The following is a 25,951-nucleotide window of genomic DNA, read 5'->3' on the forward strand; positions in this document are numbered from 1 at the left end:
GGCCGACCGTCGTCCCCTCCGTTTCGTCTCCTTCCCCTGGAGGTCCGAACATGCGCGACATACGACCACCCGAACGGCGCGAACGCCGCAGGACCGTGACCGAACCCCCGGCCGGAGTCGACCGGGAGGCGCTGGCCGACGGGGCGGCGTACGTCGCGTGGGACCCGCACTCGGCCGACACCCTCCCCCCTGCGGCGCCCACCGACCGCACCCCGCAGGAACTGCTGCGCGACGCGCTCACCGAGGGGCTGCTCGGCGGCCCCTGGGAGCGCGACTTCCCGCGGTACGCCTGGTACCGCGTCGGTGACGTCGTCCGGGAGTTCCGGCTCGCGGGCCAGGACCCGGGCCGCTACACCGGCTACACCCTGCACCCGAGCGAATGGCCGGAGGGACTCACATGAGCGCGCTGCCCGAGTTCTCGCTCGTCTGGAAATGGCAGGATCCCCCCGCGGGCGCCCATGACGAGCGGACCGTGACCTGGGCCGACGTCGAGATGAGCGTCGGCGACCAGACCCCGATGACCACCGTGGAAGACCCGGCCACCGGCACCGTACGGCCTTACACGACCGGCTCGCTGTACCCGCTCGCCGAGTGGATCGCCTTCAACTGGTGGTCCCTGACGGCCGACGCCCGCCCCGGCACCCAGATATCCCAGCTGCGCTTCGCCTACAAGAACGGCGTCGGCGACCAGCGCGGCTCCTGGTGGCAGCGGTCACGACGGCACGTCATGCGCGCCGCCTGCGACGGATTCCGCTGGCCGGACGCGCTGTTCGTACCCGAGGGACGGCAGACCCGGATCGTGTGGATGCCGGACGGCGGCCCCGACCCCCGGCCCGGCCCCCGCCACGTCGCGCGCGGCAACGTCGTCGTCGGCTCCGAGGCGCTCGCCGAGACCCTGCGCGGCCTGGTCGACGCCGTGGTCGCCCGGCTGACCGAGTGGGGCGTCAGGGACACCCCGCTCCAGCAGGAGTGGACCGCGCTGCGCGGCACCGCCGAAAACGAGGCCGCCTTCTGCCGCGCCGCGGCCAGACTCGGCCTGGACCCCTACACGGAGGCGGGACCCTACGTCGACGGCATCCGGCGGGTGGTGCGCGAGCTGCCCGAGCTCCATGCCTTCGACTTCCTCAACGGCGTGCGCCCCGAGCGCGTGACCGACCAGCTCGCCTGGCTCGAACGCGCCCGCGAGGTGGCGGGCACCGCACCGGCCGGGCGCCCGGCCGACCCCGCCGTCGCCGAACTCCGCGAGGTGTGTGCCGACGTCCGCGAGAAGTTCTTCCACCCGGGGCGCCTCGACAACGCCTGGCACCTCGGCTACGAACTCGCCCGCCGGGTCCGCGCCTGGTCCGGGGTGGCCGATACCGAGCGGTTCGAGACCGACGCGCTGCTCGCCTACGTCACCGAGCCGACGCCGTACGTCGACCGGGGACTGGTCGCCTTCGGCCGCCGCGAGGCAGCGCACGGGCCGACGCTCGTCTCCAGCCGGCGCTACACCGAGCGGCCCCGGCGCTTCCTCCAGGCCCGCGCCATCTGCCACTTCATCTGCGACAACGACCCCGACTTCCTCATCGTCGCCGCGCACACCCACCGCCAGCACCTGGCCCGCGGCTTCGCCCTCGAACTACTCGCGCCCGCCCGTGGCGTGGCCGAGCTGCTGGGCCGGCCGGACGGGCTCGTCACGGCGGAGGACGTCGAGCAGATAGCGGAGGACTACGGCGCCGGCACCATCGTGGTGGAGCACCAGCTGGACAACCAGGTGCTGGCCCAGGACTTCCCCTTCACACCGGTGGAACCGACCGTGGTGCGCGCGGCACCCCGCTATCCGCTGGAGACGGTTCGATGAGCGGCGCGACGGACGAGGTCTTCCCCTATCCCGCGGGTCCCGGCGGCACCGTGCCGCCGCAGTACGCACAGCTGCTCGACCAGGAGCCGGTCTCCCGGGTCCAGCTCGCCGACGGAACCGCCATCTGGCTCGTCACCCGGGACGCCGACGTACGGACGGTCCTGACCGACTCCGTGTTCAGCCGGGCCGGGGCCGCGGCCCTGCCGGGGATCGGCTTCGGGCGGAGTCAGGGCACCGGGATCGTGGACCTCGACCCGCCCCGGCACACCGCTTTCCGCACCCCGGTCGCCGCCGCCTTCTCCGCCGAGCGCGCGGCCCGGTGGCGGCCGCGCGTCGAAGAGATCGCCGGGCACCTGGCCGAGTCCCTCCGGGACGGCCCGGGCCCCGTCGACCTGGTGGCCTCCTACACCGCTCCCTTCGCCGGCCGGGTCGTCTGCGAGCTGCTGGGGTTCGACGGCGACCGGTGGCCGGAGATCACCGGTGACGTCCAGACCCTGCTGCTGTCCGGCGGCGCCGACGGACCGGAGCAGAATGCGAGCCGGACCCGTCTGGCGGCGGCGTTCACCGGCCTCCTCGACGAGCGTCGGGGGCGTGACGGCGACGGCGACGATGTGGCGGGTGTGCTGCTGGGCCTTGACGAACCGGATGCCGAGGGCGGGAAACTGACCGACCAGGAGCGGGTCCTCCTGCTCCACGGGCTGGTCATCTCCGGTTTCATCGGAGTGCGCGACCTACTCGCCCGCCACCTGTACGCCGTGCTGGCCGCCCCCGGCATCCGGGACCGGCTGGTGCGGCGGCCGGAGCTGATCCCGGGCGCAGTGGCCGAGCTGCTGCGGTTCTACCCGTCCAGCAACGACGGCCTGCTGCGGACGGCGACCGAGGACGTTGAGCTCTCCGGTGTACGCATCCCGGCCGGAGCGGCGGTGCTGCCCCTCGTCTCGGCCGCTTGTCGGGATCCGCGCGTGCTCGACCTGCCCGACGAACTCGACATCGAGCGGCCGGAGACGCACACGCTCGCCTTCGGCGCCGGGCCCCACCGGTGCCCCGCCACAGACCTGGTCCTGATCCAGCACGCCGCCGGCATCGGCGGGTTGCTTGCCGCCCACCCCCGCGTCGGCCTTGCGGTGGAGCCCGGCGACGTGACGCACACGTCCGAGCTGCTGCCACTCGGGGTCGCCGCCCTCCCGGTGCGGCTCGGCACGACCCTGTGACCGGGCAGGCCGCGCCCGTGTCGCTGTGGTGCGTCCGCACCGCCCGGGCCCCGGACAGAGCGGTGAGGACCGCCCGGCTGCTGCTGTCGGCGGCTGAGCGGGCGCGGATGGCACAGCTCAGGTCCCCGGTGGACAGGGACGCGTTCGCCCTCGGCCAGGCCGTGCTGCGCCGGTGCCTGGGCGATCTCACCGGCGAGGCCCCCCGGGCACTGCGGTTCACCCGACAGGAGAACGGCAAGCCCGAGCTGGCCGGTGCCGCGCGGGCCTCGGGTCTGGCCTTCAACCTCTCGCACACAGCGGGTCTCGTCCTGCTCGCGGTGACCGGGGGCGGACCGGTCGGCACCGACGTCGAACGGGTACGGCGGGTCGCCGCCGCGCGGATCGCCGCCCGGTACTTCCCCGCCGACGAGGCCGCCGCCGTCGAGGCGCGCGCCGGCCGGGAAGCCTGGGATCTGTTCTTCCGGCTGTGGGTGCGCAAGGAAGCCTGCGTCAAGGCATGGGGCGGGCGGCTGCGGGAGGGCATGCGGACCCCCGTGTGCCTGGAGGACCCCGGTCCGGCGGCCGTACGCGGCCCGGACGGGCGCGAGTGGCGGGTGTGGGAGCCGGCCGGCGTGCCCGCCCCCTACCGGGCCGCTGTCGCCCTGCCCCGGGACACCCGTCCCGGCGCACTGAAGGTTCGGCGGACGAGCGTCGCCGAACTGCTCGAAGGCCGCCCGGCCGCTCCCTGACCGCACGGGACGCGTGGACCGATCAGACGGAGGAGGAGACAGATGGCAGAGCACTTCCCGAGGTACGTGGACGGTGCCCCCGCCCCGGCCCGGGACGGCGCGGTCTTCCGCACGTTCGAACCGGCCACTCGCCGGCACCTCGCCGACGTGCCGCGGTGCGGTCCGGCGGACGTCGAGACGGCGGTGGCGGCGGCCCGCCGCGCTTTCGACCACGGCCCCTGGCCGCGCATGACGCCCGGCGAACGCGCCTTGGTGCTCCGCCGGATCGCCGACCGGATCACCGCCGAGTCCGGCCGCCTCGCCGAACTGGAGGTCCGCGACAACGGCACCACCCTGCGCAAGGCTCTCGGAGCCGACGTCCCGGGGGCCCGCGCGGCGTTCGCCTGGAGCGCCTGGTGGGCCGAGCGGCTGCCCGGGCGCCTCGGCCGTCCCGGCAGCGCCGATGACCGATCGCCGCACTACCTGCGCTGGCACCCGCTGGGCGTGGTCGCCGCGATCGTTCCCTGGAACCTGCCGCTGCTGCTGGCCGCCTGGCGCATCGCCCCGGCCATCGCCGCGGGCAACACCTGTGTGGTCAAACCGGCGTCGTTCACCTCGGTCACGACCCTGGAACTGGTCCGGCTGATGCACGAGTGCGGTCTGCCGCAGGGGGTCGTCAACGTCGTCACCGGTCCCGGCGGCACCACAGGGGACAGCCTGGTACGGGCCCCCGGCGTCGACCTGGTGGCGTTCACCGGTTCGGACGCCGTGGGGGAGCGCGTGCGCGACGGGGCCGCCGGGAGTGGGGTCGGCACCCGGCTGGACCTCGGCGGCAAGTCACCCAACGTGGTGCTCGCCGACGCCGACCTCGACCTGGCCGCCGCCGGTGTGACCTGGGGCGGCTTCCTGCACAACGGCCAGGTGTGCATGGCCGGTTCGCGTGCCGTGGTGCACACCGACGTGTATGACGAGTTCCTCGGCCGGGTAGCGAAACGGGCCGGTGCCCTGTGCCTCGGCAACCCGCTGGACCCGGAGACCGACCTCGGCCCGCTGGTCTCCCGCAACCAGGCCCGCACCGCCCTGCACTTCACCGGACGCGGCCTCGCCGAGGGCGCCCGGCTGGTGTGCGGCGGCCGGATGCCCGAGCCCGGGGAACTGGCTGATGGGCTGGACCCGGGTGCCTACTTCCTGCCGACCGTGCTCGCGGACGTATCACCCGGGGACACCGTGGCGCAGGAGGAGATCTTCGGCCCCGTGCTGTCCGTGCTGCGCGCCCGCGACGATGCCGACGCCGTCCGCATCGCCAACGCCTCCCGGTACGGGCTGAGCGCCGGCGTCTGGTCGGCGGACGCCGGACACGCCCGTACGGTCGCCGACGCCTTGCGGGCCGAGCGGGTGTGGGTGAACGACTACCGGCTGGTCGAGGTAGACCTGCCGCCCGGGGAGAGCGTCCCGGCCGAGACCGCCTGGGACCGGGTGACCAACGAACTCGACGCGTACCGCCGCCGCCAGGTCGTCGTCGACAGCACCGACGGGCCGCCCGGCCTCGCCCCGACCCCCTACCACCTGCTCGGTTCCGAACGGCTGCAGGCCGCTTCCCTCCCGCGGAGCACCCCATGAAGATCGCCATCGCGTTGCCCAACACCGTCCCCGGCGCCACCGGCGCACTCCAGATCCAGTGGGCGGTCCGGGCCGAGGAGTGCGGCTTCTCGTCCGTCGCCGCGACCCACCGGCTGTGCTACGCCGGCCACGAACCGCTCGCCGTGCTGGCCGCGGCGGCCGGGGCCACCTCGCGTATCGGGCTGTCCACCAACATCCTCGTCGCCCCGCTGACCACCGCCGCGGTGCTCGCCAAGGAGGCCGCCACTGTCGCCTCCCTCTCCGGGAACCGGCTCACGCTCGGTCTCGGGCCCGGCGTGCGCGCCGACGACTTCCAGGCGGCCGGACGGGACTTCGCGAGCCGGGCCGCTGTGTTCGACTCCCAGCTCGCCGAACTGTCCCGGCTCCGCGCGAAGGGCGACACCGGTGAACTCCCGGGTGCGCTACCGGCATTGCTCGTCGGCGGGGTAAGCCGGGCCGCCGTACGACGGACGGTGCGCTGGGCCGACGGATGGACGGCACCAGGTCTGGAGCCCGAGCGGGTGGCGCCCTGGGCCGAGGAGGTCCGCACCGCTTGGGGCCGCGCGGGACGCGCGGGACGGCCCCGGCTCGTCGCGCTCTCCCGGTTCTGGCTCGGTGAAGACGTGGCCGAGGAGGCCGCCGCATTCGTCCGGCAGTACTTCGGGGTGCTCGGGCACGAAGCTGAATCCTTTGTCGCGAAAACCCCGCGCGTTCCGGAGGACATCCGGGACCAGGTGGACCGGCTGGCCGCCGCGGGGTTCGACGAGGTCGTCTTCCATCCGACCGCGGCACGGATCACGCAGGTGGACCGGCTCGCCGAGGTCCTGCTGTCCTGAATTCCGCCCGGGTCCCTTCCGTGAATGCCGTCCCGCTGATAAATTCTGTCCATGTCTGCCAATCTGACGAGCAATAAGCTCAAGGCTGCGCAAGACCTTCAGGAATTCGGCTACTGCCTCCTTGAATGCCCCGTTTCCAAGTCGGAGTTCACGCAACTCAGAAAACGCCTCCTCGATGTGGCGAAAAAGGAACGGGAAGACGGCGGCGCCTTTCTCTACGACGGCGGGAACCAACGGGTTTTCAGCCTGCTCAACAAGGGCGAGGAATTCGAGCGCAGCGTCCGGGACCCCGTGGTCCTGGAGCTGATGGAGGAGGTGCTGGGCTTCAACTTCCTGTTGTCCAGCACCCACGCGAACATCGCCGGCCCCGGCGGCGCGTCCATGAACATCCACGCGGACCAGACGTTCGCCCGGCCCCCCTGGCCGCCGTACGCGCTCGTCGCCAACAGCATGTGGATGCTGGACGACTTCACCGAGGACAACGGTGCCACCCGGCTGGTCCCGGGCAGCCATCTGCTCTGCCGGCAGCCGGACTACGACCGCGGCGAGGGGGACGCGCGGACGATCGCGGTCCACGCCCCGGCGGGCAGCGTCATGATCTTCGACGGGCGCCTGTGGCACCAGACCGGCGCGAACGTCACCGACCGGCCCCGGCACGGCATCCTGAACTACTACTGCCGCGGCTACGTGCGGCAGCAGCAGAACTTCTTCGCCGGACTGAAGCCGGAGGTCGTCGAGCGCGCTGACGAGCGGATGCGGCGGCTGCTGGGCTTCGAGAACTACTTCGCCCTCGGACTCGCCGACGGTCTCGAATGAGCACGGAGGCCATGGACGTCAGCCGGTTCCTCCGGACACCCGGCCCTGGCCCGGTGCTGCGGCTGGTGGTGCTGGAACGGGGCGGCGCCCTCGTACCGGTGCTGCGGCCGGTGCTGCTGCCGGAGGCCGCGGTGCTGTCGGCCGTCCCGGGAGAACGGCTCCCGCCCCCGTCCGGGACGGCCGGTGGCCTGCCCTGGGCGCTGCTCGCCCTGGCGGCCGGCGACCCGGAGGACGAGACCCTGCCGGCCGCCGTGGTCGACGCGGTGCGGGCGGCGCGGGCGGCCGGGACGCCACCGGCCCGGGTGCTGTTCGGCTCGGGGCGGGCGCACCTCGCCGGGGACGCGGGGGTGCCGGGCGGCGACCCGTTGCCGTGTCCGGTCACCCTGCTGTCGGCCGAGCCGGACCCGCGGGCCGTGGAAGCCTGGCAGCGGCTCTCGCCGGACGGCTTCACCGTCCGTCTGCTCGGCCCGGACGCCTGGGCCCCGGACCGGGGCCTGCCGGTCACGGCCCGGCTCATCAAGGAGGAACTGCGCGTCTGGCCGGCGTGACGGGGGTCCGGCTCTCCGGCCGGACCCCCGTCACGCCGTCAGGATCCCGTACAGCTCCTGCGGGCTGCACGTGCGGAGGTCGAGGTCGGGCGGGAGGTCCAGGCCCAGTTCCTCCTCCAGGAGGATGGCCAGTTCGATCATGCGCACGGACTCCACGGAGACCTGGGTGCCCAGGGGGACGTCCGGGGCGAGGTCGGTGTCCTCCAGCCCGAGCCCCGTCACGACGGCGGTCACGAATTCGGTCATGCTCGGCAGGCCGGTCGATTCGTCGGTCACGGCCGGATTCTCCTCTCGCTCGTGAGCCGGCGACATGACGTCCCCGGGACGGCCGGGTGCGCGCAGCGGGATGTCCTGCACGTAGGGAAGGCCGAGGCGCAGGGCGGTCTCGGCCTTGGTCAGCTCGCCGCCCAGGTATCCGGCGTGGGACGCGTCGGTGATCACCCCGGCCTGCAACAGCCCCAGCAGCATGGACTCCGCCCGGACACCGGTCATCTCGTGCCGGGGGGTCAGAACGTTGTCGTAGTGCCGCAGGACGATGCGCCGGGCCCGCCGGTCCAGGCTGATGACCACGAAGCCTTCCAGCACCTGGCTGAGCCCGACGCGCCTGCCGCCCGCCCGCAGCCGGCGAAAGCCCAGCTCGGGGCCGTGCGCCCCGTCCGCGCTGGCCCGGCCGCTCGGGGCCGGTGGTGGTGCGGCGCGGATACGCCCCCAGAGCTGCCGCACGATCTCGCCGAGCGCCAGCGGGTCACCCTCCCCGCGCGCGTCCACGACCTCCAGCCGGGACCGCAGCCGCTCGACCTCGTGCAGCGGGACGGAACGGAGCAGCGGCAGGTGGCCCGCTGCTCCGACGATCCTCCGGAGCTCGGGGTCGACCCCGTTCCGGAACAGGGCGAGCAGGCTCTGCCCGGCGAGGAAGCGCGGCGAGTCCCGGCCACAGACGACCAACCCCCGGATCGCGGGCCGGCGCGCGAGGGTGCGCACCAGCTCCTCGATCCCGAGGTTGGCCGTCATCAGCGTGCCCGCCAGCGCCACGCCGGGCAGCCTGGAGAGGGGTTCCACCAGTTCCCGGCTGCTCAGGCTGCAGACCGCGACCTCGACCCCTCCGGGGCCGTTCACCATGTGGCGCCCGTGCCCTCGCCGGTGTACGTGCGCGGGAGGCCGCCCGGACGTACCGGCGGCAGCGTGGAGCTGATCTCGGCCACCCGGGCCCCGAGCCGGGTGAGCCGCTTGCCCACCCGCAGCTGCTCCGAGCGCAGTTGGCCGAGGCGGTCGCGGAAGTACTGCTCGACCTCCACGATCTGGCGCTCCTGCTTGTCGGAGTCCAGCGAGTCGTTCAGCACCGCGTCGAGGTTCGCCATGAAGAAGGCGTAGTTGAACTGCCCCATCTCCTGGCGGACGGCGTGCACGTACTCCTTGAACGCCTCCATCACCTCTTCCACGCCGGGCAGCTCCCGGAAGCGGCGCTGCAGCCGGGAGATGAAGGTCTGCATGACCACGTTGTACGTCTCGAACTCGAAGACCGCGGACTGCTCCGTGATGACCCCGCGCCGGTGGTAGTCCTCGTTGTTGTAGAGCCGGGCGAAGTGCTTGGCCAGCATCCCGACCTTCTCGTCCGCGAACGAGTAGCCGTACGGGTCGAGGCTGTCGCGGTAGCTGTGGTCGAGCAGGCCGTCGGAGTCCAGGCGGCTCACGATCGCCGTCCCCGGGTAGATCTCCAGCCGCTCGGTCATCCGGCGCAGGTTGTGCCCGGAGTTGTCCCGGAGGAACCGGGCGTTGGCCGTCAGGGAGTCCACGGTGGTGTACGGATGGAACGGGATGAAGCCCATCGCCAGGTAGATGCCGTGCTCGCGCAGCATGCGGATGATGGTGACGTTGTCCTCGACGGTGGCGCGCTTCTCCCACAGCAGGAGCTCCTCGGCCGTACCCGCCTCGATGCCGACGTTCACCTTCTCCAGACCGGAGGCGGTGAGCAGGTCGAGCAGTGCGTGGTCCTCCGGGGTGTCGTGCCAGTTCTCGGCCCGCATGCAGACGTTGTAGTAGATGTCCAGGCCCCGGTCCAGGATGCCCTGGGCGATGGCGGCGACCCGCTTCTTGCCGACCCGGCCGCCGTCGGGGTCCTCGAAGGTGGAGTCCACGAAGTCGAAGGTGCGGAAGTTGTGCCGCTCGACGATCTGCGCGACCTCCTCGACGATCTGCTCGGGCCCGCGCCCGCGCCACGCCTTGCCGGCCTGCACCCGGTTCTTCAGATGGGGCGCCGAGCAGAAGGCGCAGTTGGCGACGCAGCCACGACTGGTGCTGACCCGTATGTACTCCAGCTTGTCCCCGTGCTGGCTGAGCTGGTCCCGGGCCGGGAACGGCAGTACCTCCAGGTCGTGGATGAGGGGCCGGGCCGGATTCTGGCGGATGCCGCCCTCCTCGTCCCGATAGCAGACGCCGGGGCAGTCGGTCAGCGGCTCCTTCAGGTACAGCCGCTGGGCGAGGTCGAGGACGGTGGGCTCGCCCTCGCCGACGGCGACGATGTCCGCGTACGGGTTGTTACGCAGCACGTCCCGGCCGGCGAACGTACCGGCCGGGCCGCCGCAGGCGATCGGGGTGTCCGGCAGGGCCTCGCGCAGCTGTCGGCACAGATTGACGCAGCTGGTCATGTTGAGGCTCATCAGCGTGAAGCACACCAGATCCGGCTGGTACTCCCGCATATGGTCGACGACCGCCGCGTGGTGCTCGTCGCCGTGCTCCACCTCCCGGATCTCGGCGGAGAAGCCGACGTGCCGCAGGGCGCTGACCATGTAGGCGACGCCCAGGTGCTCCGGCGACATCACGAGGTCGCCGTCCAGCAGGATGAGGAAACTGACCTTGAACGAGGCCGGATCGGTGATGCGGGGGTCCAGGGAGAGCTCGAACTCTCCCGGCTTCCGGCGGGGGCTGCGCGTTTCGAGGGTGACGTCCTGAATCATCGGCTCTCCAAGGAGGCGGGGGTCCGGGCGCTCAGGCCGGATCGCCGGCGGGCTCGCCCTTCGGTATCCGGCTGTTGACGTACTCGGCGAGCAGGTCGAGGTCGTCGATCAGCTTGATCGAGAGGTCCTCGTCGGCGATCTCCACGCCGAACTCGCTCTCGACCCAGATCAGGAACTCGATGGTGTTGATCGAATCCAGTCCCAGCGTCTGCACGAGCCCCTTGTCCGGGACCTCGGACGGCCCGATGGACAGTTCGAGCGACTCGACGAGCACCTTGCGCAGCCGGACCTTCGTCTCCTCTGCCGCCATGTCGCGGATCCCTTCGTGTCGGTGATCGGTCACAGGTAGCCCATCTCCCGCAGTCGGCTGCTGGTGTAGTCGTCCTCGCCAGGGCCCTCGGTCGGGTCCGCCGGTCCGGGCGCGGACGCGACGGCGTCCGGCAGGACCAGGCGCCGGTGCGGTCCGGGGACGGGCACGTCCTCGGTGAACACCTCGGTGCGCGGGCGGCCGTCCACGTCCGACGGCCAGGCGGCCCCGAGGTCCGTCAGGAGCGTCGGCATCGCGTCGGCCAGCGGGATCGTGCCGGGTAGCCGGCCCGGTCGGACACGCGGCGAGCGCTGTGCCCAGATGCCCTCGTGCCGGTGGAGTCCGGTCTGGGCGCTGGGAGTCCACAGCGTGCCGGTCAGCGAGGTGACCGGAAGCACGGACTCGTCCGCCGGGACCAGCAGCAGGTCGGGGGCGCGCTCGACGTTGCCGCCCGGGTACGCCTCCTGCCGGGGCAGGACCGCCCGGAACACCGGTTCCCCGGTGGGGCCCTTCACTCCGCCGAGCAGGTCGGTCACCTCCGCCGTGACCCGGTCCCGGTCCCGGGGGCGACCGTACCCCGTGTCTGCCGGGCCCTCAGGTTGAGATTGAGGCCGTAGGAGCCGGGGACCGGCATGTAGACGGCCGTCCGGGCGAAGTCCACCCGCCGCCCGCCGTCCGCGAACCAGCTCGCGGTCGCCTCGGCGGGCCCGTCGCCGGGCTCGGTGGCGAGCAGGCCCGCCTCCTCCAGTACCTGGTGCACGGAGAACGCGTACCGGCCGCGGCCCAGACCGTGGTCGGAGACGAGCGTCACCACGGTGTCCTCGTCCACCATGTCCAGCAGCTCGCCCACGGCGTTGTCCAGCGCCCGGTGGACCCGGGTGAGGGCCCGTTCCCAGCCACTGTCCGCGGGGGCGCCCTCGTGCCGGGGATGCGCCTCGTCCTCGTAGTGCCAGTAGTGGTGCCCCACCCGGTCGGCCTCGGTGAGGACGACCATGACGACGTCCGTGGGTCGGGTGGTCATCAGATGCCGGACGGACCGGATCCGGGCCTCGACATTGCGCTCGGCCTGGTCCAGATAGCCCATGTCGCCGTGGAACATCGTGGCGAGGTCGGACTGGAAGTGCGCTCTGGCCTTGGCGAGTTCGCGCAGCAGCGAGTCGGGGCGGCAGTGCCGCAGGGTGCGCTCCAACGGCCAGGTGATCTGGTAGCCGGGCAGGTCGGCCGGCGGGTGGGACATCGGGATGTTGACCAGCCCGAGGGTGTACGACTGTGCCGCCAGCCAGTCCCAGGCCGAGGACCGCCCCAGGTCGCCGGCCTGGGTGATTTGGGCGCCGTATCCGGGGTCCTGGGTGTCGTAGAACTGGTAGATGCCATGGTTGCCGGGGTCCGCCGCACTGACGAAGGTGGACCAGCCGGGAGCGGTGTGAGCCGGCCAGGTGCAGGTGGTCCTGCTGCTGGCCGAGGCGGTCAGGAGACGTCCGATGTGGGGGAGCAGCCCGCGCTCCACCAGGGGGTCGATGAGATCGAATGTGCCCCCGTCGATTCCGATGACGAGGGCGAGCGGTGAGGGAGGCACGGAATTTCCTCCAGCTGTGGCGCTGGGTGATTGGACTTGACCGTAACACTGAAGCAATCCGTCATTATGTGAAAGGCCCCGCCCGGGGAACCTTGACCGAAAATCGAGGATCAGACGGCCACGCGCACCGATCGGCCCGTGCTCCGTCATTCGGTTCTGTTCCACCACAGACCTGCGTGGCGAGCTCCGCCCGGACATCCCGGAACCGGATCAACAGCCGCCCCGTTGTGACCAAAACGAATCGCCCGGCATGATCGGACCGGCGTCCGCGCGTACTTTTCCGATCAGGCGGTCTTTCCGAAATCAGGTCCTGACCGGTTGACTTCCCCGGCGTCGTCGGTGGAGCCTTCCGAGGGGGCCATTCGCGGATGGTCCGGTGCCGTCCCGCCTCTTCTCCCGTTCACGCCGGATTTCCCCAGCGCACCCGCGTGATCTCCCGCGCTCCGAAGCACACCGGAACGTTGCCGAGCGATGCCGATTGCCCGTCGACGGAAAGGCCGATGCATGTCCCCGCCCGTGCCATCCCCTCCGATCACCCTGGCCGTGGTGGTCCCCACCCGGGGCGACCACAGGCGGCTGCGCGTCACGCTCGCCTGTCTCGCGGCCCAGACCGACGCCCCGCCCCACGAGGTGATCGTGGTCGACGACAACGAGTCCGACGGCCGCGCGGCACTCGCCGGGATCCTGGCCGACGCACGCGACCGGTTGCCCCTGCGCTCGGTACCCGGCCCCGGACGGGGCCGGGCGGCCGTCCGCAACGCCGGTGCCGATGCGGCCGAGGCCGCCTGGGTGGTCTTCCTCGACGCCGACGTCGTTGTCGGCCCCCGTTTCCTGCGGGCATACGCCGACGCCGCCCGACCTGGCGTCTTCCTCCACGGCCGCATGCGCGAACTCCCCACCGCGGAACGACTGCTGACCGCGCTGGAGGAAGCGCGTCCGGCCGAGATCCAGCGGATCACCGCCGAACTGACCGTGGCCCCGGCGGACGCCCGCAGCCGGGATCCGCTGCGTCGCACCATGGCGAACGCCCTGGAACGCGCCGTCGAGGCGATGGACGCGGGAACGCTGCCCGACGTCGCCGGCTGGCTCGGCTTCGTCGGAGCCAACTCGGCGGTGCAAAAGGAGGCTTGGCGATCCGTAGGCGGTTTCGACGAGGGATTCGGGCGCGACTGGGGCTGCGAGGACATCGAGTTCGGAGTGCGGCTGCACACCGCGGGGCTGCGGCGCGTCCTGGTGCCCGAGGCGTACGGCATCCACCTCAGCCACGCCCGGCCGGGCCGCTGGCACCAGCACGGACGGAACATGGAACGGTTGGCGCTGCTGCATCCGCTGCCCGCCGTGCGCGCGCTGACCGCCCTGCTCGGCCCCGACGGGACCCCCGAACGCTATGTGACCGCCGTCCGGGCCGAGGCGGCCCGGACCCGGCCGACCGGCACCCGATGAGCACGCGACGAACGGCCCGCGCCCACGTGGTGGTCTCCCCGCACCCGGACGACGCGGTGTGGTCCCTCGGCGGCCGGCTCGCCCGGTGGGTCTCGCGGGGGCACCGGTCACGGTGGTCACGGTCTTCGACGGCCCGTCCGCACCCGGCCCGTCCGCACCCGGCCCGTCCGCACCCGGCGCGCCCGACGGCTGGCGGCGGGTCGCCCACCCCGCGGTCCGTCGCCGTGAGGACCGTGCCGCGCTCGGCGAACTCGGTGTCGGACACATCTCGCTCGGCTTCACCGACGCCGCGCTGCGCACCACGGACGGCCGCCACCGCTACCGCTCGGCGCCCCGGGTCTTCGCCGCCCCCCACCCGGACGACGGCGATCTGCCCCGGGCGATCCGGGACGCCCTGCGTCCGCTGTGCCCGCCCGGCGCCCGGGTGCACGGCCCGCTGGCCGCCGGCCGGCACGTCGACCACGTGGTGTCCCGGGCCGCCGTGGCGCAGCTGGCCGCGCCCGGCACCACCTGGTACGAGGACTTCCCCTACCCGCTGCGCGGACGGGACCACGACGGGCTCGCCGTCCGCCGCTCGCCCCTCACCGATACCGAGGTCGAACGCTGGCTGGCCGCGGCCCTGCACTACACCAGCCAGGCCGAGGTCCTGTTCGGCGGCGCGGACGGACTGCGCCGGGCTCTCCTCGCCCGGGTCCGTGCCCACGGGGCCGAGGCGGGGACGCCGTATGCCGACCGGTACTGGCTGCGCGTCGATCCGGACATCCCCTAGCAGCGCAGCCCTCACCGGTCCGGGTACTCCCGGCCCCGCGTACGACCACGCGCCACGCGTGCCCCGTCGGACGACCGTGAAAGGACCCGCAAATGTCTCCCCTCGGCCCGCTCCCGCTGATCGGCAACGATCTGGTCATCAACGAGGACTCCTGCAACCTCGGTTGCACCTACTGCCTGACCGGGCAGAGCAACCTCAAGGAGGGCCACTCCCTCAAGCTCATCTTCGACCCGCCGAAGCGCGACGACTACTCACCGGCCTCGGGACTGGGCCAGCGCATCAACACCGTCGCCGACCGGCTCGGCGAGCGGTTCGACCTGCCGTTGCTCAAGGTCACCGGCGGGGAGATCTTCCTGGTCCGCGGCATCATGGACTTCCTGGAGGAACAGTCCTCCCGGTACGAGGTCCTCGTCATCCAGACCAACGGCGTGCTCGTCACCGAGGACCACCTCGCGCGCATGCGGTCCTGGGGCAACGTCGTCCTCCAGGTCTCCCTGGACAGCCACCTCTACCCGGGCAACAGCTACCGCGTGCAGTCGGAGTCGCTGCACACCAAGGTCGTCGGGGCCGTCAGCCGGATCCTCGACTCCGGCCTGCCGGTGGAGATCTACGGTGTCCTCAACGACCGCAGCGTCGGCGAGCTCTCCGACTTCGCCGGCTGGCTCGCCGCCTTCGACGCCCCGCCCACCTTCTTCCCCTTCCCGGTCCGCGGCCCGGACGTCGAAAAGTTCGCGGTCCGGCGCGACCAGATCGCCCACATCGAGGAACTCACCGAACGGTACGAGGAGTTCAGCCGCGTACTGCCGCCGCGCGCCTACTTCGACCGGCTGCTCAGCTTCTACCACGTCGGCAAGCGCACCTTCCGCTGTCATCTGCCCCGACTGGTCGTCTCCAGCTTCAGTGACGGCGTCGTCACCCCCTGCCCCAACATCTGGTTCTCCGACATGGGCAACGTCCTCGGCGACGAGGCCGAGAACCTCCTGGACCGGCTCGGTACCAGCGGCCTCTACCAGGCCCTCCTCGCGCCCAAGCCGCGGCTGAGTGCCTGCCACGGCTGCTTCACCCCCTGGGACACGCTCTCCATGTACTTCGAGGACGAGATCACCCTCGACGAACTGTGCGCCGCCCCCACCTACGCACCACCCCGGATCCGCGGCATGATCCAGCGCGCCAAGGCCGACTACCTGGCGAGCGGCGATGTCTGAGGACCGCGCACGCGCCCCGGGCGGACTTCCGGACACCCTCCTGAACGCCGTCGGGCGGCTGGCCCCGGACACCGGGATCCTGCCCGGCCGCACCGCGGCCGAGCTGTCGGCCGAGGCGCACCGGATCGCCGAGACCCTCAAGGACCAGGGCCCCGAGGGCGAAGCGGTGGTGCTCCGCCTGCCCAACGGGCCCGACTGGGTCACGCACTTCCTGGGCCTGCTCGCCGCGGGCGCCCGGCCGCTGCCCGTGGCACCCGACACCCCCGACGCCGAGGTACGCAGACTGCTGGGGCAGGCCGGCGGCGGACGGATCCTGACACCCGCGGCCCGGCCCGGCGGCCCACCCCTGCTCGACGGCACCCCGGGCACTCCCGCGAGCGAAGGACCCGGCGTCCTGCTGCCGACCTCGGGCTCCACGGGCGCCCCCAACTGGTCTGGCGCCCCGAGGCCGGCTGGCTGTCCGAGGCCCGCCGCTACCGCGACGGCGTCGGCCTCACCACCGAGGACGTCCTGCTACTGCCCATACCGCTCTCGCACGCGTACGCCCTCGGCTGGTTGTGCGGCGCGCTGCTGACCGGGGCCGCCATCAGGCCCGTACCGCCCACCGCACTCGGCGAGGCCGCCCGCGAACTCGCCGCCGGGGCCACCGTCGTCGCCCTGGTGCCCACCACCGCGCGGCTGCTGGCCACCCGGCAACGGCTGCGTGCCCGCCGCGCCGGGCCCGGAGCGGCCCCGCCCGCGCCCCGGCTGAGGATCGCCATGACCGGCGCGGGACCGGTGGACGGCCCGCTCGACGCGCTGTTCGGCGAGGCATACGGGGTGGGGCTCGCCCGCAACTACGGATCCACCGCACTCGGCGCGGTCCTCTCAGGCCCGGCCGGGCTGCCTCCACTGTGCGCGGGCACCCCGCTGCCTGGGGTCGACATCCGCCTCCTGGACCGCACCACCCACGCGGAGACGGCGGACGGCCCCGGAATCCTCCAGATCCGCAGCGACGCGCTGCCCGGCTGGCACGACACCGGCGACCTGGCCGTGCGCGAGCACGGCCACCTGCGCGTCCTCGGCCGCGAGGGCACCGCCGTGCGGCGGGGCGCCCGCTGGGTGGCACCGCTGGAGATCGAGTCGGTGCTGCGCGCCCACGCCGGCGTGCGGGACGTACGGGTTGCCGCCCGGCGCCGGGCCCACGACGGCGAGGACGGACTCGTCGCCGAAGTCGTCGCCGACGACGGAACCGACACGGACGAGTTGCGCGCTCACGCGGCCCGGCACCTCGCCCCCCACAAGGTCCCCGACACCTTCGTGCTGCGCGCCGCCCTGCCGAGAACCGCCGTCGGCAAGGCCGCCGCTCCGGCCCGCTACCGCCTCACCCCGCGCGCACTGCGGGCCGCCCGCGCCTACAAGGCGTCCGAACTGCTCTTCGCGCTCCACGACCTCGGTGCCCTGACCGCCCTGGCCGAGGGCTCGGAACTGGCCGACATCAGCGCGGAGACCGGCTGCGACACCCGTGCGCTGGAGCTGCTGCTGGACACGGCGGCGGCCCTCGGCCTGGTCTCGACCGGGCTGGAGCCCGGCGGTCCCGCGGTTCCCATCGATGAACTCGCCGCCTTCGTGGAGCTGGAGAAGCGGCTCTCCCGCGACCTGGTGAGCCGGGAGGCGCTGGCCGCAGTGGCGCGTACCGGCGTACGGCACCGGCCGTTCGAACAGTGGTCGCTGGACGCCGAACTGGTGCGGCTGTACCAGGGCGCCATGGGCGGCCCGTCCGCCCGCGCCCGCTCCGCCCTCGGGCTGCGGCTGCTCCGGCCGCGTCCCGGCACCCGGCTGGTGGAGATCACCGCCGGACCCGGCCGGTACCTGGAACGGCTCCTTGCCGCCGATCCCACCGCCACCGGCCATCTGTGGCAGACCGGCCGGCTCGCGGGTCCGGTGAGCGAACCGGTGCGCGCGGCCGTCGCCGCGGGCCTGATCACCACCGGACCGGAGCTGCCGTCCGGTGACGCGGACGCCTGCGTCGTCGCCAACGGCATCCACGATCCCACCGGCGGAGCCCGCCTCGCGCCACTGCTGCGGACCCTGAAGCCCGGTGGCCGACTGCTGGTGGACGACCTCTTCCTGCCCTCCGGCACCCCGGACGGCGAGCCGGGCGAAGGCGCCGAACTGGCGCTGGACTGGCTCACGCACGGCGGTACCCACTGGCCCACCCTCGCGGCGCTCACCGCCGGTCTGACCGAGGCGGGCGCGGACCTCGTCCGTGACCTGCCCTTCGAAGGCTCCCCCTGCCATCTCGTCCTAGCCAAGGAGGCCGACTGATGGGCGAATCCCTCGTCCGTATCGCCGAAACCATGGGCCAGCGCGACCGCGTCGTGGTGGTCTCCGGAGCGTCCGGGACCATCGGCGGCGCCTGCGCCCGCCACCTGGCCGAACTCGGCGCCGACGTGGTCGCGGGATACCACAGCGGCGAGGACCGGATGGGCAAGCTCGCCGCCCAGGTCGAAGAGGCCGGTGGCACACTCGTCCCCGTCCGGGCCGACCTGTCGGCGCCGGACGGCCCGGCCCGGCTCGTCTCGGCCGCCCTCGAACGGTTCGGCCGGATCGACGGCCTGGTCGCCGCGGCCGGCCTGCGCACCCGGCGCCTCGCCATGGCCACCGACGCCGACACTCTCGCCGAACTGATCGACGTCAACCTGGCCGGCTCGGTCAACCTCGCCAAGGCATGCCTGAAGCCGATGATGCGGGCCCGGTACGGTCGCATCGTGCTGTTCGGCTCCCGGGCCGGCACCAGCGGCCTGCCCGGCCACAGCGCGTACGCGGCGACCAAGGGCGCCCTGCAGCCGTGGGCCGCCTCGCTGGCCGGAGAGGTCGGCAAACACGGCATCACGGTCAACGTGGTGGCACCGGGGGCCATCCGGGCCGAGGTCATGGACTTCTCGCCCGAGGAGCGCGACCTCGTACTGAAGTTCATCGGCGCCGGACGGCTCGGCGAACCGGAGGAGGTCGCCGCGGCGGTCTCGTTCCTGCTCTCCCCGGCGGCCTCGTACGTGAACGGCAACACGCTGGTCGTGGACGGCGGTGCACGCTTCTGATGTCCGGCGCGGCCTGCACACCCCCCGACCCCGGCGCGATCACCACGCCTGCGCGGCCCCTGCGCACGGCCGTCCTCGGCGCGGGCTGGGTCTCCCGCACGATCTGGGTGCCCCTGCTGGAGGCACACCCCGCGTTCGAGGTGACGGCGCTCGTGGACGCCGACCCGGCCGCCGCCCGGGCTCTGGCGCCGCCCGGACGCGAGGTCTTCGTCGGCGCGAGCCCGGACGAGCTCGCCGGTCTGCCCCTGGACCTCGCGGTCGTCGCCCTGCCCAACGACCTCCATGTGCCCGTGGCCCGCGCCCTGCTCGCCCGCGGCGTCCCGGTGTACGTGGAGAAACCGGTCTGCCGCACCGCAGCCGAGGCCCGTGACCTGGCCGAGGCCGCCCGGAGCGGCGCTGGTGTATACGCGGGCAGCGCGGCCCGTCACCGCGCCGACGTGCGGGCCCTCGCCGAACTGCTGCCCTCACTCGGCGACCTGCGCGCACTGGGCCTCGACTGGACCCGGGCGTCCGGGATCCCGCAGCGTGACGGCTGGTTCACCGATCGCCGGCTGGCCGGCGGCGGCGCCCTGCTCGACCTCGGCTGGCACCTGCTGGACGTCGGTCTCGACCTGCTCGGGCGGCCCGGGGTGACGGCCGCCCTGGGTGCCGTCTCCGGCGACTGGCTCGGGGACGCCGGCGCCACCGCCGACTGGAGCCGTCGCGGTCGCGAGGGCGCCACCCCCACCCGCACGGCAGCCGACCTGGTGGAGGACAGCGCGCGCGGATTCCTGCTCACCGACACCGGCGTCGCCGTCTCCGTCGAGGCGCGCTGGGCCTCGCACCAGGCGGTGGACAGCACCACGCTCACCGTCGAGGGCACCAAGGGCGTCGCCGTTCTGCGCGGTACCTTCGGCTTCAGCCCGCACCGCGTCCCGCGCTCCTCGCTGACCGTGCTGCGGCGCGGTGAGCGCACCGAGGTACCGCTGCCCGACGAACCCGTCGGCATCGAGTACGAACGCCTCGTCGAGCACCTGGCCCGGCGGCTCACCGGCGCCGGGGCGGCGACCGGCGCGGACGGAGGCTCGCTCGCCGAGATCGGCGTCATCGCCTCCTGCGTCGACCGGATCTACGGGGCGGCCGCCGGCCCGCCCCTTCCCCGGAACCCCGGGAATCCCCGGAACCTGTCCGCTCCCAGACCCGGAGTGCCCCATGAAATTCGCGTACTTCACCCATGTGTGGGGACGAGGGAACCTCACCGTCCGCCAGCGGTACGAGGAACTGTGGCAGGAGGTCGAGGCGGCGGACCGGCTCGGCTTCGACTACGCCTTCTCGGTCGAGCACCACTGCACCCCCGAGGAGAGCTGGATGTCCTCGCCCGCGGTGTTCTGCACCGGAGCGGCGCTGCGCACCGAGCGCATCCGGGTCGGCCCGATGGGATGGGTGCCGCCGCTGCACCACCCGCTGCACATCGTGGAGGAAGCCGCCACGCTCGACCAGCTCCTCGGCGGCCGACTGGAGGTAGGTCTCGCCTCCGGGGTCAGCGACCAGCCCTTCAGGCCCTTCGGCGCCGATTTCGCCCGCCGCAAGGAGCGCACCCGGGAGTGCGCCGACCTGCTGCGCACCGCGTTCACGAGCAAGGGTGCCTTCGACTTCGACGGGCCCGTGCACCAGCTGCGCGACGTCACCCTGTCGTTCGGCGCCGCGCAGAGCCCCACCCGCCGGTGTGGATCCCCACCACGGACCGCGCGACCCTGCGCCACCTCGCGAAGACCGGTGGCCACACCTGCTCGACCATGATCGTGCCGCGGGCGGCCATGGGTGTCGTCTACCGCCACTACGTCGACTGGTGGCGCAAGGAGGGCCGGCCGGACGTGCCGAACATCGGCTACTGGAGCCTCGTACACGTGGCGGAGACGGACGCCGAGGCCGAGGCGCGGGCGGCGGAGCAGGCGACCCGCACCTTCGTCGAGACCCTGCGCTACGGCTCGGTGCGCCGCTCCGCCGACCGGCCCGCCCCGGCGAGCGGCCTGAACACCAACGACATCCTCGCGGGCTGCCACGACTTCCGGTTCCTCATGGACCACAACCTGATCTTCGTCGGATCACCGCGCACCGTCGCCGACCGCATCGCGGCGGCCGCCCGCGAAGGCCACTTCAACACCCTCTTCGGCGAGTTCGTCTTCGGTGACATCACCGGTGACGAGGCGATCGGCTCCATGGAGCTGTTCGCCCGGGACGTCGTCCCGCAGTTGGCCGCGTTCTCCCCGTACCAGCCGCTCGAGACGGCCGAGCCCACCGTTGTCGTCTCCTGAACCCCAGGGATCCAGCCTTGAGTTCCATGACCGAACACGACGGCGTCCTGATCGGATTCGCCGACGGCGACACCGCCGCCCGCCAGGCACTCGGCCGGCGCCTCGCCGACGCCGTCGCGCGGCGCGGCGCCCGCGCGACCATGCTGACCGGCCCGGCGGTGCCCGCCGAACTGCGCGCCGCCCTCGGCCCCGACGCCACCGCCCTCGCCATCGACCTGGCAGGCGGGTCACGCGATGCCGAACCGATCGTCGTCCCTCCCGGCGAGGCCGATCCGCTGGACCGCCTCCTGCGGGAGCTGGAGCGGCACGGGCTGCCACCGGAACCCGCCGCGCCCTACAGCCCCGCCGAGGAGGACGAGGTGGCCCGTCGCCTCGAAGCCCTCGGCTACATCGACTGAACCGGGGCCGGCCCATGGTGACACCCGTCAGCAGCGAGCCGCGCGAGCGGCGCCTCCCCGAGCCGGAGCGGATCGACGACCTGGTGCGGCGCCTGCGCCAGGTGCCCGACCGGCAGCGCCGCTTCTCGGTCACGCCGGCCCAGGCCCGCCGCGTGCACGGCATCCGACCGGAACTGCTGGCCGCGCTCACCGCCGCCGGCGTCCCGCACCTCGGCGTCGGCGACGCACGGCTCTACGACGCCTACGACCTCGGCAACGCGGCCCTGCATCTGGGCCGGCTCTCGGTGCAGAGCCGCTCCATGCGCTCGTGGGCCAAAGCCTGGCAGACCGCACTCGACCAGGCGCCGGGCCACCGCGTGCAGGTGCTCTCCGCCTGCCCTGCCCCGGCCACCCCGGCACGTGCCGGTACGGGGTGCTGCTCGGCGGCCGGCGGCGCCGGGTCGAGGGACCCGCGACAGAGGCCCGTCTGGGCGAGCTGCGTCCGGCCCCCGTCACCCGCGACTGGCCCGAGCTCCCTTCGGATCTACGGGAGTTGCTCCAGGAGGTGGAGGGCGTCGGGTTCTTCCTGCTGCCCGAGGCTGTGCGCTGGGACCCGGAGTTCATGTGGCGCACCCGGATGTCCGACTGCGGGGGCGCCGCGGCCTGGCTGGTCCACGAGGGCGGCCGGCGCGGCCTGCGGAGCCGGTTCTCCTTCGGTCTGCTGGTGGCCGCTCCGTACTCCACCCCGCACTGCTGGGCGGAGTTCCTCGTCGACGGGGTCTGGGTGCCGGTCGACCCGCTGCTGGCCCGGGCGCTGAACCAGTGGGGGGGACTTGACCCCGGGGCCTTCCCGCCCGACAACACCCCCGGCGCCCTCTTCCACCGCCTCACCGACCGCTTCACCAAGGTGGTGAGCCACGACGGCATCTGGGCCCAGGTGTCGCTGCCGACGGAACGGGCCGACTGAGCGGACCGGGTACGGCGCCACCCGGCGGCGCGGGACGTTTCCGTACTACGGCGACCCTTTTCGGCCATCGTGTGCCGATAGCGGGCAGGTTGACCGCGGCTGCCGGAGGGACGGCCTAGGCTGGCGGACACCACCGGAGCGCGGGACTCCGCCGGCTGCGTGCGTCCCGGCACGTCACCGCCCCCTCCACGACGAGAGGACGGGCATGACCCCTGAAGAACTGTCCGACTTCGCGCTCGAGCTGCCGAGCACCACGGACGACGAGGCTTTCGGCCCCGGCGCGACGGTGTTCAAGGTCGAGGGCAAGGTGTTCGCGATCCTTCAGGACGCCACGCACGGGGGCACCGCGCAGATCACTCTGAAGTGCGAGCCCGACCTCGCACTCCACCTGCGCGACCAGTATCCGGCGGTGGGACCCGGCTACCACGTCAACAAGCGGCACTGGAACACGGTCCTGCTCGACTCCACCGTCCCGGCGCCCGAACTGCGCGAGATGGTGGAGCACTCCTACGAGCGCGTGGTGGCCGGTCTGCCGAAGGCGGTGCGCGAGCGCCTGCGGCTCCAGCGCGGCTGACCCACCGAACAGCCCGCGCGTACTCCCGGCCCGTCCGACAACAAAAGGAAAGAGCACACCTCATGGCAGTCCCTCAGCTGTCCCTCTTCGGAATCGTCGTCGACGACATGGCCAAGGCCCTGGCGTTCTACCGCCGCCTCGGACTGGACATCCCCGCCGAGGCCGACTCGCAGCCGCACGTGGAAGTTGTACTGCCCGGCGGGGTGCGGCTCGCCTGGGACACCGTGGAAACGGTGCGCAGCTACGACCCCGACTGGCAGCCGCCCACCGGCAGCCACCGGTTCGCTGTCGCCTTCGAGTTCCCCGACCCGCAGGCCGTCGACGCGAAGTACGCCGAACTGGTCGACGCGGGCTATGTGGGCCACATCGCGCCCTGGGACGCCGTCTGGCAGCAGCGCTACGCCCTCGTCCTCGACCCCGACGGCACCGCGATCGACCTGTTCGCACCGCTGGCCGTCTGACACCGCGGGAGCCGGTCCGTGCCGTACCTCGGAATCGACATCGGTGGCACGAAGGTCGCGCTGCTCCTGGAGCGGCCCGACTACGCGCACCCGGTCCGGCTCCGGTTCTCCTGGCCCCGGGACGGCGACGCCGACGCCGATCTCGACGCGCTCGCCTCGGCCGTGACCCGGATCGCGGCGGACGCCCACCTCGACGGGCTCACCGGCATACGGGCGGCCGGCCTCGCACTGCCGGCCACCGTACGGGAGGGCAGGATCACCGCCTGGCCCTCCCGGCCCAGCTGGACCGCGCTGCGCCTCGACGCGGTGCTGGAACGGGTGCTGCCAGGGGTCCCTGTGGTCCGGGAGGACGACGGAAACCTGGCAGCCCTCGCGGAAGCCGCCCGTTCCGGCGTGCCCGACCTGGCCTATCTGGGCCTGGGCACCGGCGTGGGCGGCGGCATCGTCCTCGGTGGGCGGCTGCACACCGGTCCGTCCGGCGGCGCCGCCGAGATCGGTCACATGCTGATCGATCCCGGCGGCGCCGCTTGTGTCTGCGGGCGCACCGGCTGCCTCCAGGCCGTGGCCTCCGGTACCGCGACCCTGCTCCGGGCCGCCGTCCTGCGCGGCGCCCCGGTGGACGCGGCAGCCTTCCGCACCGGTCTCGCCGAGGGCCGCCCCTGGGCCACAGGGCCACTGTGGCAGACGGCGGCGGCCCTGGCGGTCACGGCCGTCAACCTCGGTGAACTCCTTCAGTGTCGCGAGATCCGCGTAGGCGGTGGATTCGGTCACGGAACACCGGGCCTGATCGGCCGGATCCGTGCGGAGACCCGGCGGCTCACCCGTCCCGGCGTCGTCCCTCCCGCGATCCGCCGCGCCGCCCACGGCGCCGACGCCTCGCTGCACGGAGCCGTTCTGCTGGCCCGCACGGGAGGCACGGCACGGCCGGCCGGCACCCGGGCCGGCCGGCCGTCGTCATGACGTGCCCGGTCCTCCCCGGCTCACCCGGGCAGCTGTCCGCCTCCCGGCAACCCCAGCAGCTCCCGTAGCGTGGGGGCCACGTCGTACAGCGACAGGCCATCGGCCGGACCCGGGGTGACGCCGGGCGAGTCGAGCAGGAAGATGCCGGTGTCACCGTGGTTGGCGTGGTCGGGGCCGGTGTCGTTCTCGGTGGTGTAAAGCCCCTGGCCCATGCCCAGGGTGGCCAGCGCGCGCCAGCGCAGGTTGCCCACGTAGACCAGCAGGTCGGGGGCGATGCCGTTGACCTCCGGGTAGAGCTGCTCGGGGCGCAGGGCCCGGGTGCCCATCGGCTCGCCCCGGTCGTCGGGCAGCCGCTCCAGCGCGCCGGCGATCCGGGCCAGGGTGTCGTCGTACTCCCGCGCCGGCACGATGCCCTCGGGTTCGCGGCCCTCCACGTTGAGAAAGATCCGGCCGTAGTAGCCGCCCTCCGCCCACGCCGTGGTCCGTTTCCAGTCGACGTGTGCCTGAGCCATCGGCGTCGGCCCGTCCGGTTCCTTCGCCAGGACGAGCAGCCCCTCCCGCCGCAGCCACTCGTTGATGAAAAGCCCTCCGACCATGGGCTGCGCCCCGTGATCGGAGACCACCAGGACGGAGGTGTTCTCCGGCAGACACTCCAGGAAGTCGCCGATGTGCCGGTCCAACGCGCGGTAGTAGTCGCGGAACAGGTTCTGGTAGGGGTTGCCCGGTTCGTGGCGGGGATGCTCCGGGTCGCAGTACTTCCAGAAGCCGTGGTGCAACCGGTCCGGGCCCATGTCGACGAAGGAGAAGAACTCCCAGTCCTGGCGGGCGGCCAGATGCCGGGCCACCTTGAAGCGCTGCTCGGTGAGGTCGAAGATCTGCTGGGAGACCCGCTCCAGCTCGGGCGAGCGGAAGTTCTCCACGTCGAGCGAGTAGCCGCCGGTCAGCTTCTCCAGCTCGTCGCGCAGCGCGGGCGGCGAGGTGTACTCGGCGCGGGTCGAGGGGGCCAGGAAGCAGGAGACCATCGCGCCGCGGATCGGGGTCGTCGGATAGGTGCCGGGCACGCCCAGAACCACGCTGTCCCGGCCCGCGGCCGTCATCTCGTCCCAGATCCGCGGCGCCTTGATACTGCGGGAGGTGGCGAAGGCGAGCGGGCCGTAGTCGTGGGCCGCACGGTCCCGGAAGCCGTACACCCCGAGCTCGCCCGGCGTCCGGCCGGACATCATGCACGACCAGGCCGGCATGGTGATGGGCGGGTCGACGCTGCGCATCGGGCCCCACAGCGAGCGCTGCCGCAAGGCACTGAGAACGGGCATGTCCTCGGCGAACCGGTCGAACATGAACTGTGGTGTCGCCGAGTCGAGTCCGATGACGGCCACCCTGCCGGGCTGGGGCATGATTCCTCCCTC

28 protein-coding genes and 1 pseudogene are annotated in these 25,951 nt (G+C 72.9%); 22 read left to right on the forward strand and 7 right to left on the reverse strand.

Annotation, left to right across the window (positions count from 1 at the left end):
- Positions 1 to 50 precede the first annotated feature (50 nt).
- The 8 genes from Sfulv_RS25730 to Sfulv_RS25765 all read left to right on the forward strand — a co-directional run bounded on the left by Sfulv_RS25730 (position 51) and on the right by Sfulv_RS25765 (position 7,578).
- Positions 51 to 401: a hypothetical protein gene (locus Sfulv_RS25730; RefSeq protein ID WP_173316855.1), complete on the forward strand. Its 351-nt coding sequence runs from the start codon at positions 51 to 53 to the stop codon at positions 399 to 401.
- Positions 398 to 1,840: a M78 family metallopeptidase domain-containing protein gene (locus tag Sfulv_RS25735; protein ID WP_173316856.1), complete on the forward strand. Its 1,443-nt coding sequence runs from the start codon at positions 398 to 400 to the stop codon at positions 1,838 to 1,840. Before Sfulv_RS25730 ends, Sfulv_RS25735 begins: the two co-directional genes overlap by 4 nt.
- Positions 1,837 to 3,051: a cytochrome P450 gene (locus tag Sfulv_RS25740; RefSeq protein WP_173316857.1), complete on the forward strand. Its 1,215-nt coding sequence runs from the start codon at positions 1,837 to 1,839 to the stop codon at positions 3,049 to 3,051. Before Sfulv_RS25735 ends, Sfulv_RS25740 begins: the two co-directional genes overlap by 4 nt.
- A gap of 62 nt (positions 3,052 to 3,113) precedes the next feature.
- Positions 3,114 to 3,779, forward strand: coding sequence for a 4'-phosphopantetheinyl transferase family protein (locus Sfulv_RS25745; protein WP_173316858.1), 666 nt, complete (start codon positions 3,114 to 3,116; stop codon positions 3,777 to 3,779).
- Positions 3,780 to 3,821: 42 nt separating this feature from the next.
- Positions 3,822 to 5,378 (forward strand): aldehyde dehydrogenase family protein, encoded by a 1,557-nt coding sequence (locus Sfulv_RS25750; protein ID WP_173316859.1) that lies wholly within the window; start codon positions 3,822 to 3,824, stop codon positions 5,376 to 5,378.
- A complete protein-coding gene (locus tag Sfulv_RS25755) occupies positions 5,375 to 6,214 on the forward strand; it encodes an LLM class flavin-dependent oxidoreductase (RefSeq protein WP_173316860.1) in 840 nt (279 codons plus the stop codon). The genes Sfulv_RS25750 and Sfulv_RS25755 overlap by 4 nt, the downstream gene beginning before the upstream one ends.
- A 51-nt stretch (positions 6,215 to 6,265) precedes the next feature.
- Positions 6,266 to 7,030: a phytanoyl-CoA dioxygenase family protein gene (locus Sfulv_RS25760; protein ID WP_173316861.1), complete on the forward strand. Its 765-nt coding sequence runs from the start codon at positions 6,266 to 6,268 to the stop codon at positions 7,028 to 7,030.
- An 11-nt stretch (positions 7,031 to 7,041) separates the two neighbouring features.
- Positions 7,042 to 7,578 carry a hypothetical protein gene (locus Sfulv_RS25765; RefSeq protein WP_179764309.1) on the forward strand — a complete coding sequence of 179 codons (537 nt, stop codon included), beginning with the start codon at positions 7,042 to 7,044 and terminating at the stop codon, positions 7,576 to 7,578.
- Positions 7,579 to 7,608: 30 nt separating this feature from the next.
- On the opposite strand, the gene Sfulv_RS25770 is transcribed toward Sfulv_RS25765, so the two are convergent.
- The 5 genes from Sfulv_RS25770 to Sfulv_RS25790 are packed head-to-tail and all read right to left on the reverse strand — an operon-like array spanning position 7,609 to position 12,415.
- A complete protein-coding gene (locus Sfulv_RS25770; protein ID WP_173316863.1) occupies positions 7,609 to 8,697 on the reverse strand; it encodes a DUF4346 domain-containing protein in 1,089 nt (362 codons plus the stop codon).
- Positions 8,691 to 10,532 carry a B12-binding domain-containing radical SAM protein gene (locus Sfulv_RS25775; protein ID WP_173316864.1) on the reverse strand — a complete coding sequence of 614 codons (1,842 nt, stop codon included), beginning with the start codon at positions 10,530 to 10,532 and terminating at the stop codon, positions 8,691 to 8,693. Before Sfulv_RS25775 ends, Sfulv_RS25770 begins: the two co-directional genes overlap by 7 nt.
- Before the next feature lie 31 nt (positions 10,533 to 10,563).
- Positions 10,564 to 10,842 (reverse strand): acyl carrier protein, encoded by a 279-nt coding sequence (locus Sfulv_RS25780; protein ID WP_173316865.1) that lies wholly within the window; start codon positions 10,840 to 10,842, stop codon positions 10,564 to 10,566.
- Positions 10,843 to 10,871: 29 nt separating this feature from the next.
- Positions 10,872 to 11,375: a hypothetical protein gene (locus Sfulv_RS25785; protein WP_173316866.1), complete on the reverse strand. Its 504-nt coding sequence runs from the start codon at positions 11,373 to 11,375 to the stop codon at positions 10,872 to 10,874.
- Positions 11,372 to 12,415 carry an alkaline phosphatase family protein gene (locus tag Sfulv_RS25790; RefSeq protein ID WP_173316867.1) on the reverse strand — a complete coding sequence of 348 codons (1,044 nt, stop codon included), beginning with the start codon at positions 12,413 to 12,415 and terminating at the stop codon, positions 11,372 to 11,374. Before Sfulv_RS25790 ends, Sfulv_RS25785 begins: the two co-directional genes overlap by 4 nt.
- Positions 12,416 to 12,931: 516 nt before the next feature.
- On the opposite strand from Sfulv_RS25790, the gene Sfulv_RS25795 reads away from it, so the two are divergent.
- From Sfulv_RS25795 to Sfulv_RS25840, 10 genes and pseudogenes are all read left to right on the forward strand, one after another.
- A complete protein-coding gene (locus Sfulv_RS25795) occupies positions 12,932 to 13,858 on the forward strand; it encodes a glycosyltransferase family 2 protein (RefSeq protein WP_173316868.1) in 927 nt (308 codons plus the stop codon).
- Positions 13,859 to 13,943: 85 nt separating this feature from the next.
- The gene (locus Sfulv_RS25800; protein WP_173316869.1) at positions 13,944 to 14,627 is read left to right on the forward strand and encodes a PIG-L deacetylase family protein; all 684 of its coding nucleotides are present in this window, start codon (positions 13,944 to 13,946) and stop codon (positions 14,625 to 14,627) included.
- A 92-nt stretch (positions 14,628 to 14,719) separates the two neighbouring features.
- Positions 14,720 to 15,832, forward strand: a complete 1,113-nt coding sequence (locus Sfulv_RS25805; RefSeq protein ID WP_173316870.1) for a radical SAM protein — start codon at positions 14,720 to 14,722, stop codon at positions 15,830 to 15,832.
- A complete protein-coding gene (locus Sfulv_RS25810; protein ID WP_173316871.1) occupies positions 15,825 to 16,406 on the forward strand; it encodes an AMP-binding protein in 582 nt (193 codons plus the stop codon). Before Sfulv_RS25805 ends, Sfulv_RS25810 begins: the two co-directional genes overlap by 8 nt.
- Complete coding sequence (locus tag Sfulv_RS25815; RefSeq protein ID WP_256669290.1) at positions 16,289 to 18,139, forward strand: AMP-binding protein; 1,851 nt, start codon at positions 16,289 to 16,291, stop codon at positions 18,137 to 18,139. The genes Sfulv_RS25810 and Sfulv_RS25815 overlap by 118 nt, the downstream gene beginning before the upstream one ends.
- Positions 18,139 to 18,912, forward strand: a complete 774-nt coding sequence (locus tag Sfulv_RS25820; protein ID WP_173316873.1) for an SDR family oxidoreductase — start codon at positions 18,139 to 18,141, stop codon at positions 18,910 to 18,912. Before Sfulv_RS25815 ends, Sfulv_RS25820 begins: the two co-directional genes overlap by 1 nt.
- A pseudogene (locus Sfulv_RS31585) lies at positions 18,912 to 19,730 on the forward strand (Gfo/Idh/MocA family protein); the annotation flags it as partial. The gene Sfulv_RS25820 and the pseudogene Sfulv_RS31585, both read left to right, overlap by 1 nt.
- Before the next feature lie 373 nt (positions 19,731 to 20,103).
- Entirely contained in the window at positions 20,104 to 20,691 is a 588-nt protein-coding gene (locus Sfulv_RS25830; protein ID WP_173318225.1) for an LLM class flavin-dependent oxidoreductase, read from the forward strand.
- Entirely contained in the window at positions 20,616 to 21,206 is a 591-nt protein-coding gene (locus Sfulv_RS25835; RefSeq protein ID WP_173310103.1) for an LLM class flavin-dependent oxidoreductase, read from the forward strand. The genes Sfulv_RS25830 and Sfulv_RS25835 overlap by 76 nt, the downstream gene beginning before the upstream one ends.
- Before the next feature lie 26 nt (positions 21,207 to 21,232).
- Positions 21,233 to 21,604: a hypothetical protein gene (locus Sfulv_RS25840; RefSeq protein WP_173316874.1), complete on the forward strand. Its 372-nt coding sequence runs from the start codon at positions 21,233 to 21,235 to the stop codon at positions 21,602 to 21,604.
- Here the strand turns inward: Sfulv_RS25840 and Sfulv_RS25845 are convergent.
- The gene (locus tag Sfulv_RS25845) at positions 21,592 to 21,873 is read right to left on the reverse strand and encodes a hypothetical protein (RefSeq protein ID WP_173316875.1); all 282 of its coding nucleotides are present in this window, start codon (positions 21,871 to 21,873) and stop codon (positions 21,592 to 21,594) included. The genes Sfulv_RS25840 and Sfulv_RS25845 overlap by 13 nt on opposite strands.
- 143 nt (positions 21,874 to 22,016) lie before the next feature.
- Here Sfulv_RS25845 and Sfulv_RS25850 point away from each other — a divergent pair, with 143 nt between their 5' ends.
- From Sfulv_RS25850 to Sfulv_RS25865, 4 genes are all read left to right on the forward strand, one after another.
- A complete protein-coding gene (locus tag Sfulv_RS25850; RefSeq protein WP_173316876.1) occupies positions 22,017 to 22,550 on the forward strand; it encodes a transglutaminase-like domain-containing protein in 534 nt (177 codons plus the stop codon).
- 205 nt (positions 22,551 to 22,755) lie between these two features.
- Positions 22,756 to 23,124: an MmcQ/YjbR family DNA-binding protein gene (locus Sfulv_RS25855; protein WP_173316877.1), complete on the forward strand. Its 369-nt coding sequence runs from the start codon at positions 22,756 to 22,758 to the stop codon at positions 23,122 to 23,124.
- A gap of 62 nt (positions 23,125 to 23,186) precedes the next feature.
- Positions 23,187 to 23,585, forward strand: a complete 399-nt coding sequence (locus Sfulv_RS25860) for a VOC family protein (protein WP_173316878.1) — start codon at positions 23,187 to 23,189, stop codon at positions 23,583 to 23,585.
- An 18-nt stretch (positions 23,586 to 23,603) separates the two neighbouring features.
- Positions 23,604 to 24,545, forward strand: a complete 942-nt coding sequence (locus tag Sfulv_RS25865; RefSeq protein WP_173316879.1) for an ROK family protein — start codon at positions 23,604 to 23,606, stop codon at positions 24,543 to 24,545.
- A 20-nt stretch (positions 24,546 to 24,565) separates the two neighbouring features.
- On the opposite strand, the gene Sfulv_RS25870 is transcribed toward Sfulv_RS25865, so the two are convergent.
- Positions 24,566 to 25,939, reverse strand: a complete 1,374-nt coding sequence (locus Sfulv_RS25870) for an alkaline phosphatase family protein (protein ID WP_173316880.1) — start codon at positions 25,937 to 25,939, stop codon at positions 24,566 to 24,568.
- Positions 25,940 to 25,951: the final 12 nt, after the last annotated feature.

This window comes from Streptomyces fulvorobeus (genome assembly GCF_013167895.1).
In the GTDB taxonomy this organism is placed as follows: Bacteria; Actinomycetota; Actinomycetes; order Streptomycetales; family Streptomycetaceae; genus Streptomyces; species Streptomyces fulvorobeus.

Bases quoted from the DNA above. Each gene is read 5' to 3' on its own strand.
- Sfulv_RS25730 (WP_173316855.1), top strand. From the start codon at position 51: ATGCGCGACATACGACCACCCGAACGGCGCGAACGCCGCAGGACCGTG.
- Sfulv_RS25735 (WP_173316856.1), top strand. From the start codon at position 398: ATGAGCGCGCTGCCCGAGTTCTCGCTCGTCTGGAAATGGCAGGATCCC.
- Sfulv_RS25740 (WP_173316857.1), top strand. From the start codon at position 1,837: ATGAGCGGCGCGACGGACGAGGTCTTCCCCTATCCCGCGGGTCCCGGC.
- Sfulv_RS25750 (WP_173316859.1), top strand. From the start codon at position 3,822: ATGGCAGAGCACTTCCCGAGGTACGTGGACGGTGCCCCCGCCCCGGCC.
- Sfulv_RS25755 (WP_173316860.1), top strand. From the start codon at position 5,375: ATGAAGATCGCCATCGCGTTGCCCAACACCGTCCCCGGCGCCACCGGC.
- Sfulv_RS25760 (WP_173316861.1), top strand. From the start codon at position 6,266: ATGTCTGCCAATCTGACGAGCAATAAGCTCAAGGCTGCGCAAGACCTT.
- Sfulv_RS25765 (WP_179764309.1), top strand. From the start codon at position 7,042: ATGGACGTCAGCCGGTTCCTCCGGACACCCGGCCCTGGCCCGGTGCTG.
- Sfulv_RS25770 (WP_173316863.1), bottom strand. From the start codon at position 8,697: ATGGTGAACGGCCCCGGAGGGGTCGAGGTCGCGGTCTGCAGCCTGAGC.
- Sfulv_RS25775 (WP_173316864.1), bottom strand. From the start codon at position 10,532: ATGATTCAGGACGTCACCCTCGAAACGCGCAGCCCCCGCCGGAAGCCG.
- Sfulv_RS25780 (WP_173316865.1), bottom strand. From the start codon at position 10,842: ATGGCGGCAGAGGAGACGAAGGTCCGGCTGCGCAAGGTGCTCGTCGAG.
- Sfulv_RS25805 (WP_173316870.1), top strand. From the start codon at position 14,720: ATGTCTCCCCTCGGCCCGCTCCCGCTGATCGGCAACGATCTGGTCATC.
- Sfulv_RS25810 (WP_173316871.1), top strand. From the start codon at position 15,825: ATGTCTGAGGACCGCGCACGCGCCCCGGGCGGACTTCCGGACACCCTC.
- Sfulv_RS25820 (WP_173316873.1), top strand. From the start codon at position 18,139: ATGGGCGAATCCCTCGTCCGTATCGCCGAAACCATGGGCCAGCGCGAC.
- Sfulv_RS25830 (WP_173318225.1), top strand. From the start codon at position 20,104: ATGAAATTCGCGTACTTCACCCATGTGTGGGGACGAGGGAACCTCACC.
- Sfulv_RS25840 (WP_173316874.1), top strand. From the start codon at position 21,233: ATGACCGAACACGACGGCGTCCTGATCGGATTCGCCGACGGCGACACC.
- Sfulv_RS25845 (WP_173316875.1), bottom strand. From the start codon at position 21,873: ATGCAGGGCCGCGTTGCCGAGGTCGTAGGCGTCGTAGAGCCGTGCGTC.
- Sfulv_RS25855 (WP_173316877.1), top strand. From the start codon at position 22,756: ATGACCCCTGAAGAACTGTCCGACTTCGCGCTCGAGCTGCCGAGCACC.
- Sfulv_RS25860 (WP_173316878.1), top strand. From the start codon at position 23,187: ATGGCAGTCCCTCAGCTGTCCCTCTTCGGAATCGTCGTCGACGACATG.
- Sfulv_RS25870 (WP_173316880.1), bottom strand. From the start codon at position 25,939: ATGCCCCAGCCCGGCAGGGTGGCCGTCATCGGACTCGACTCGGCGACA.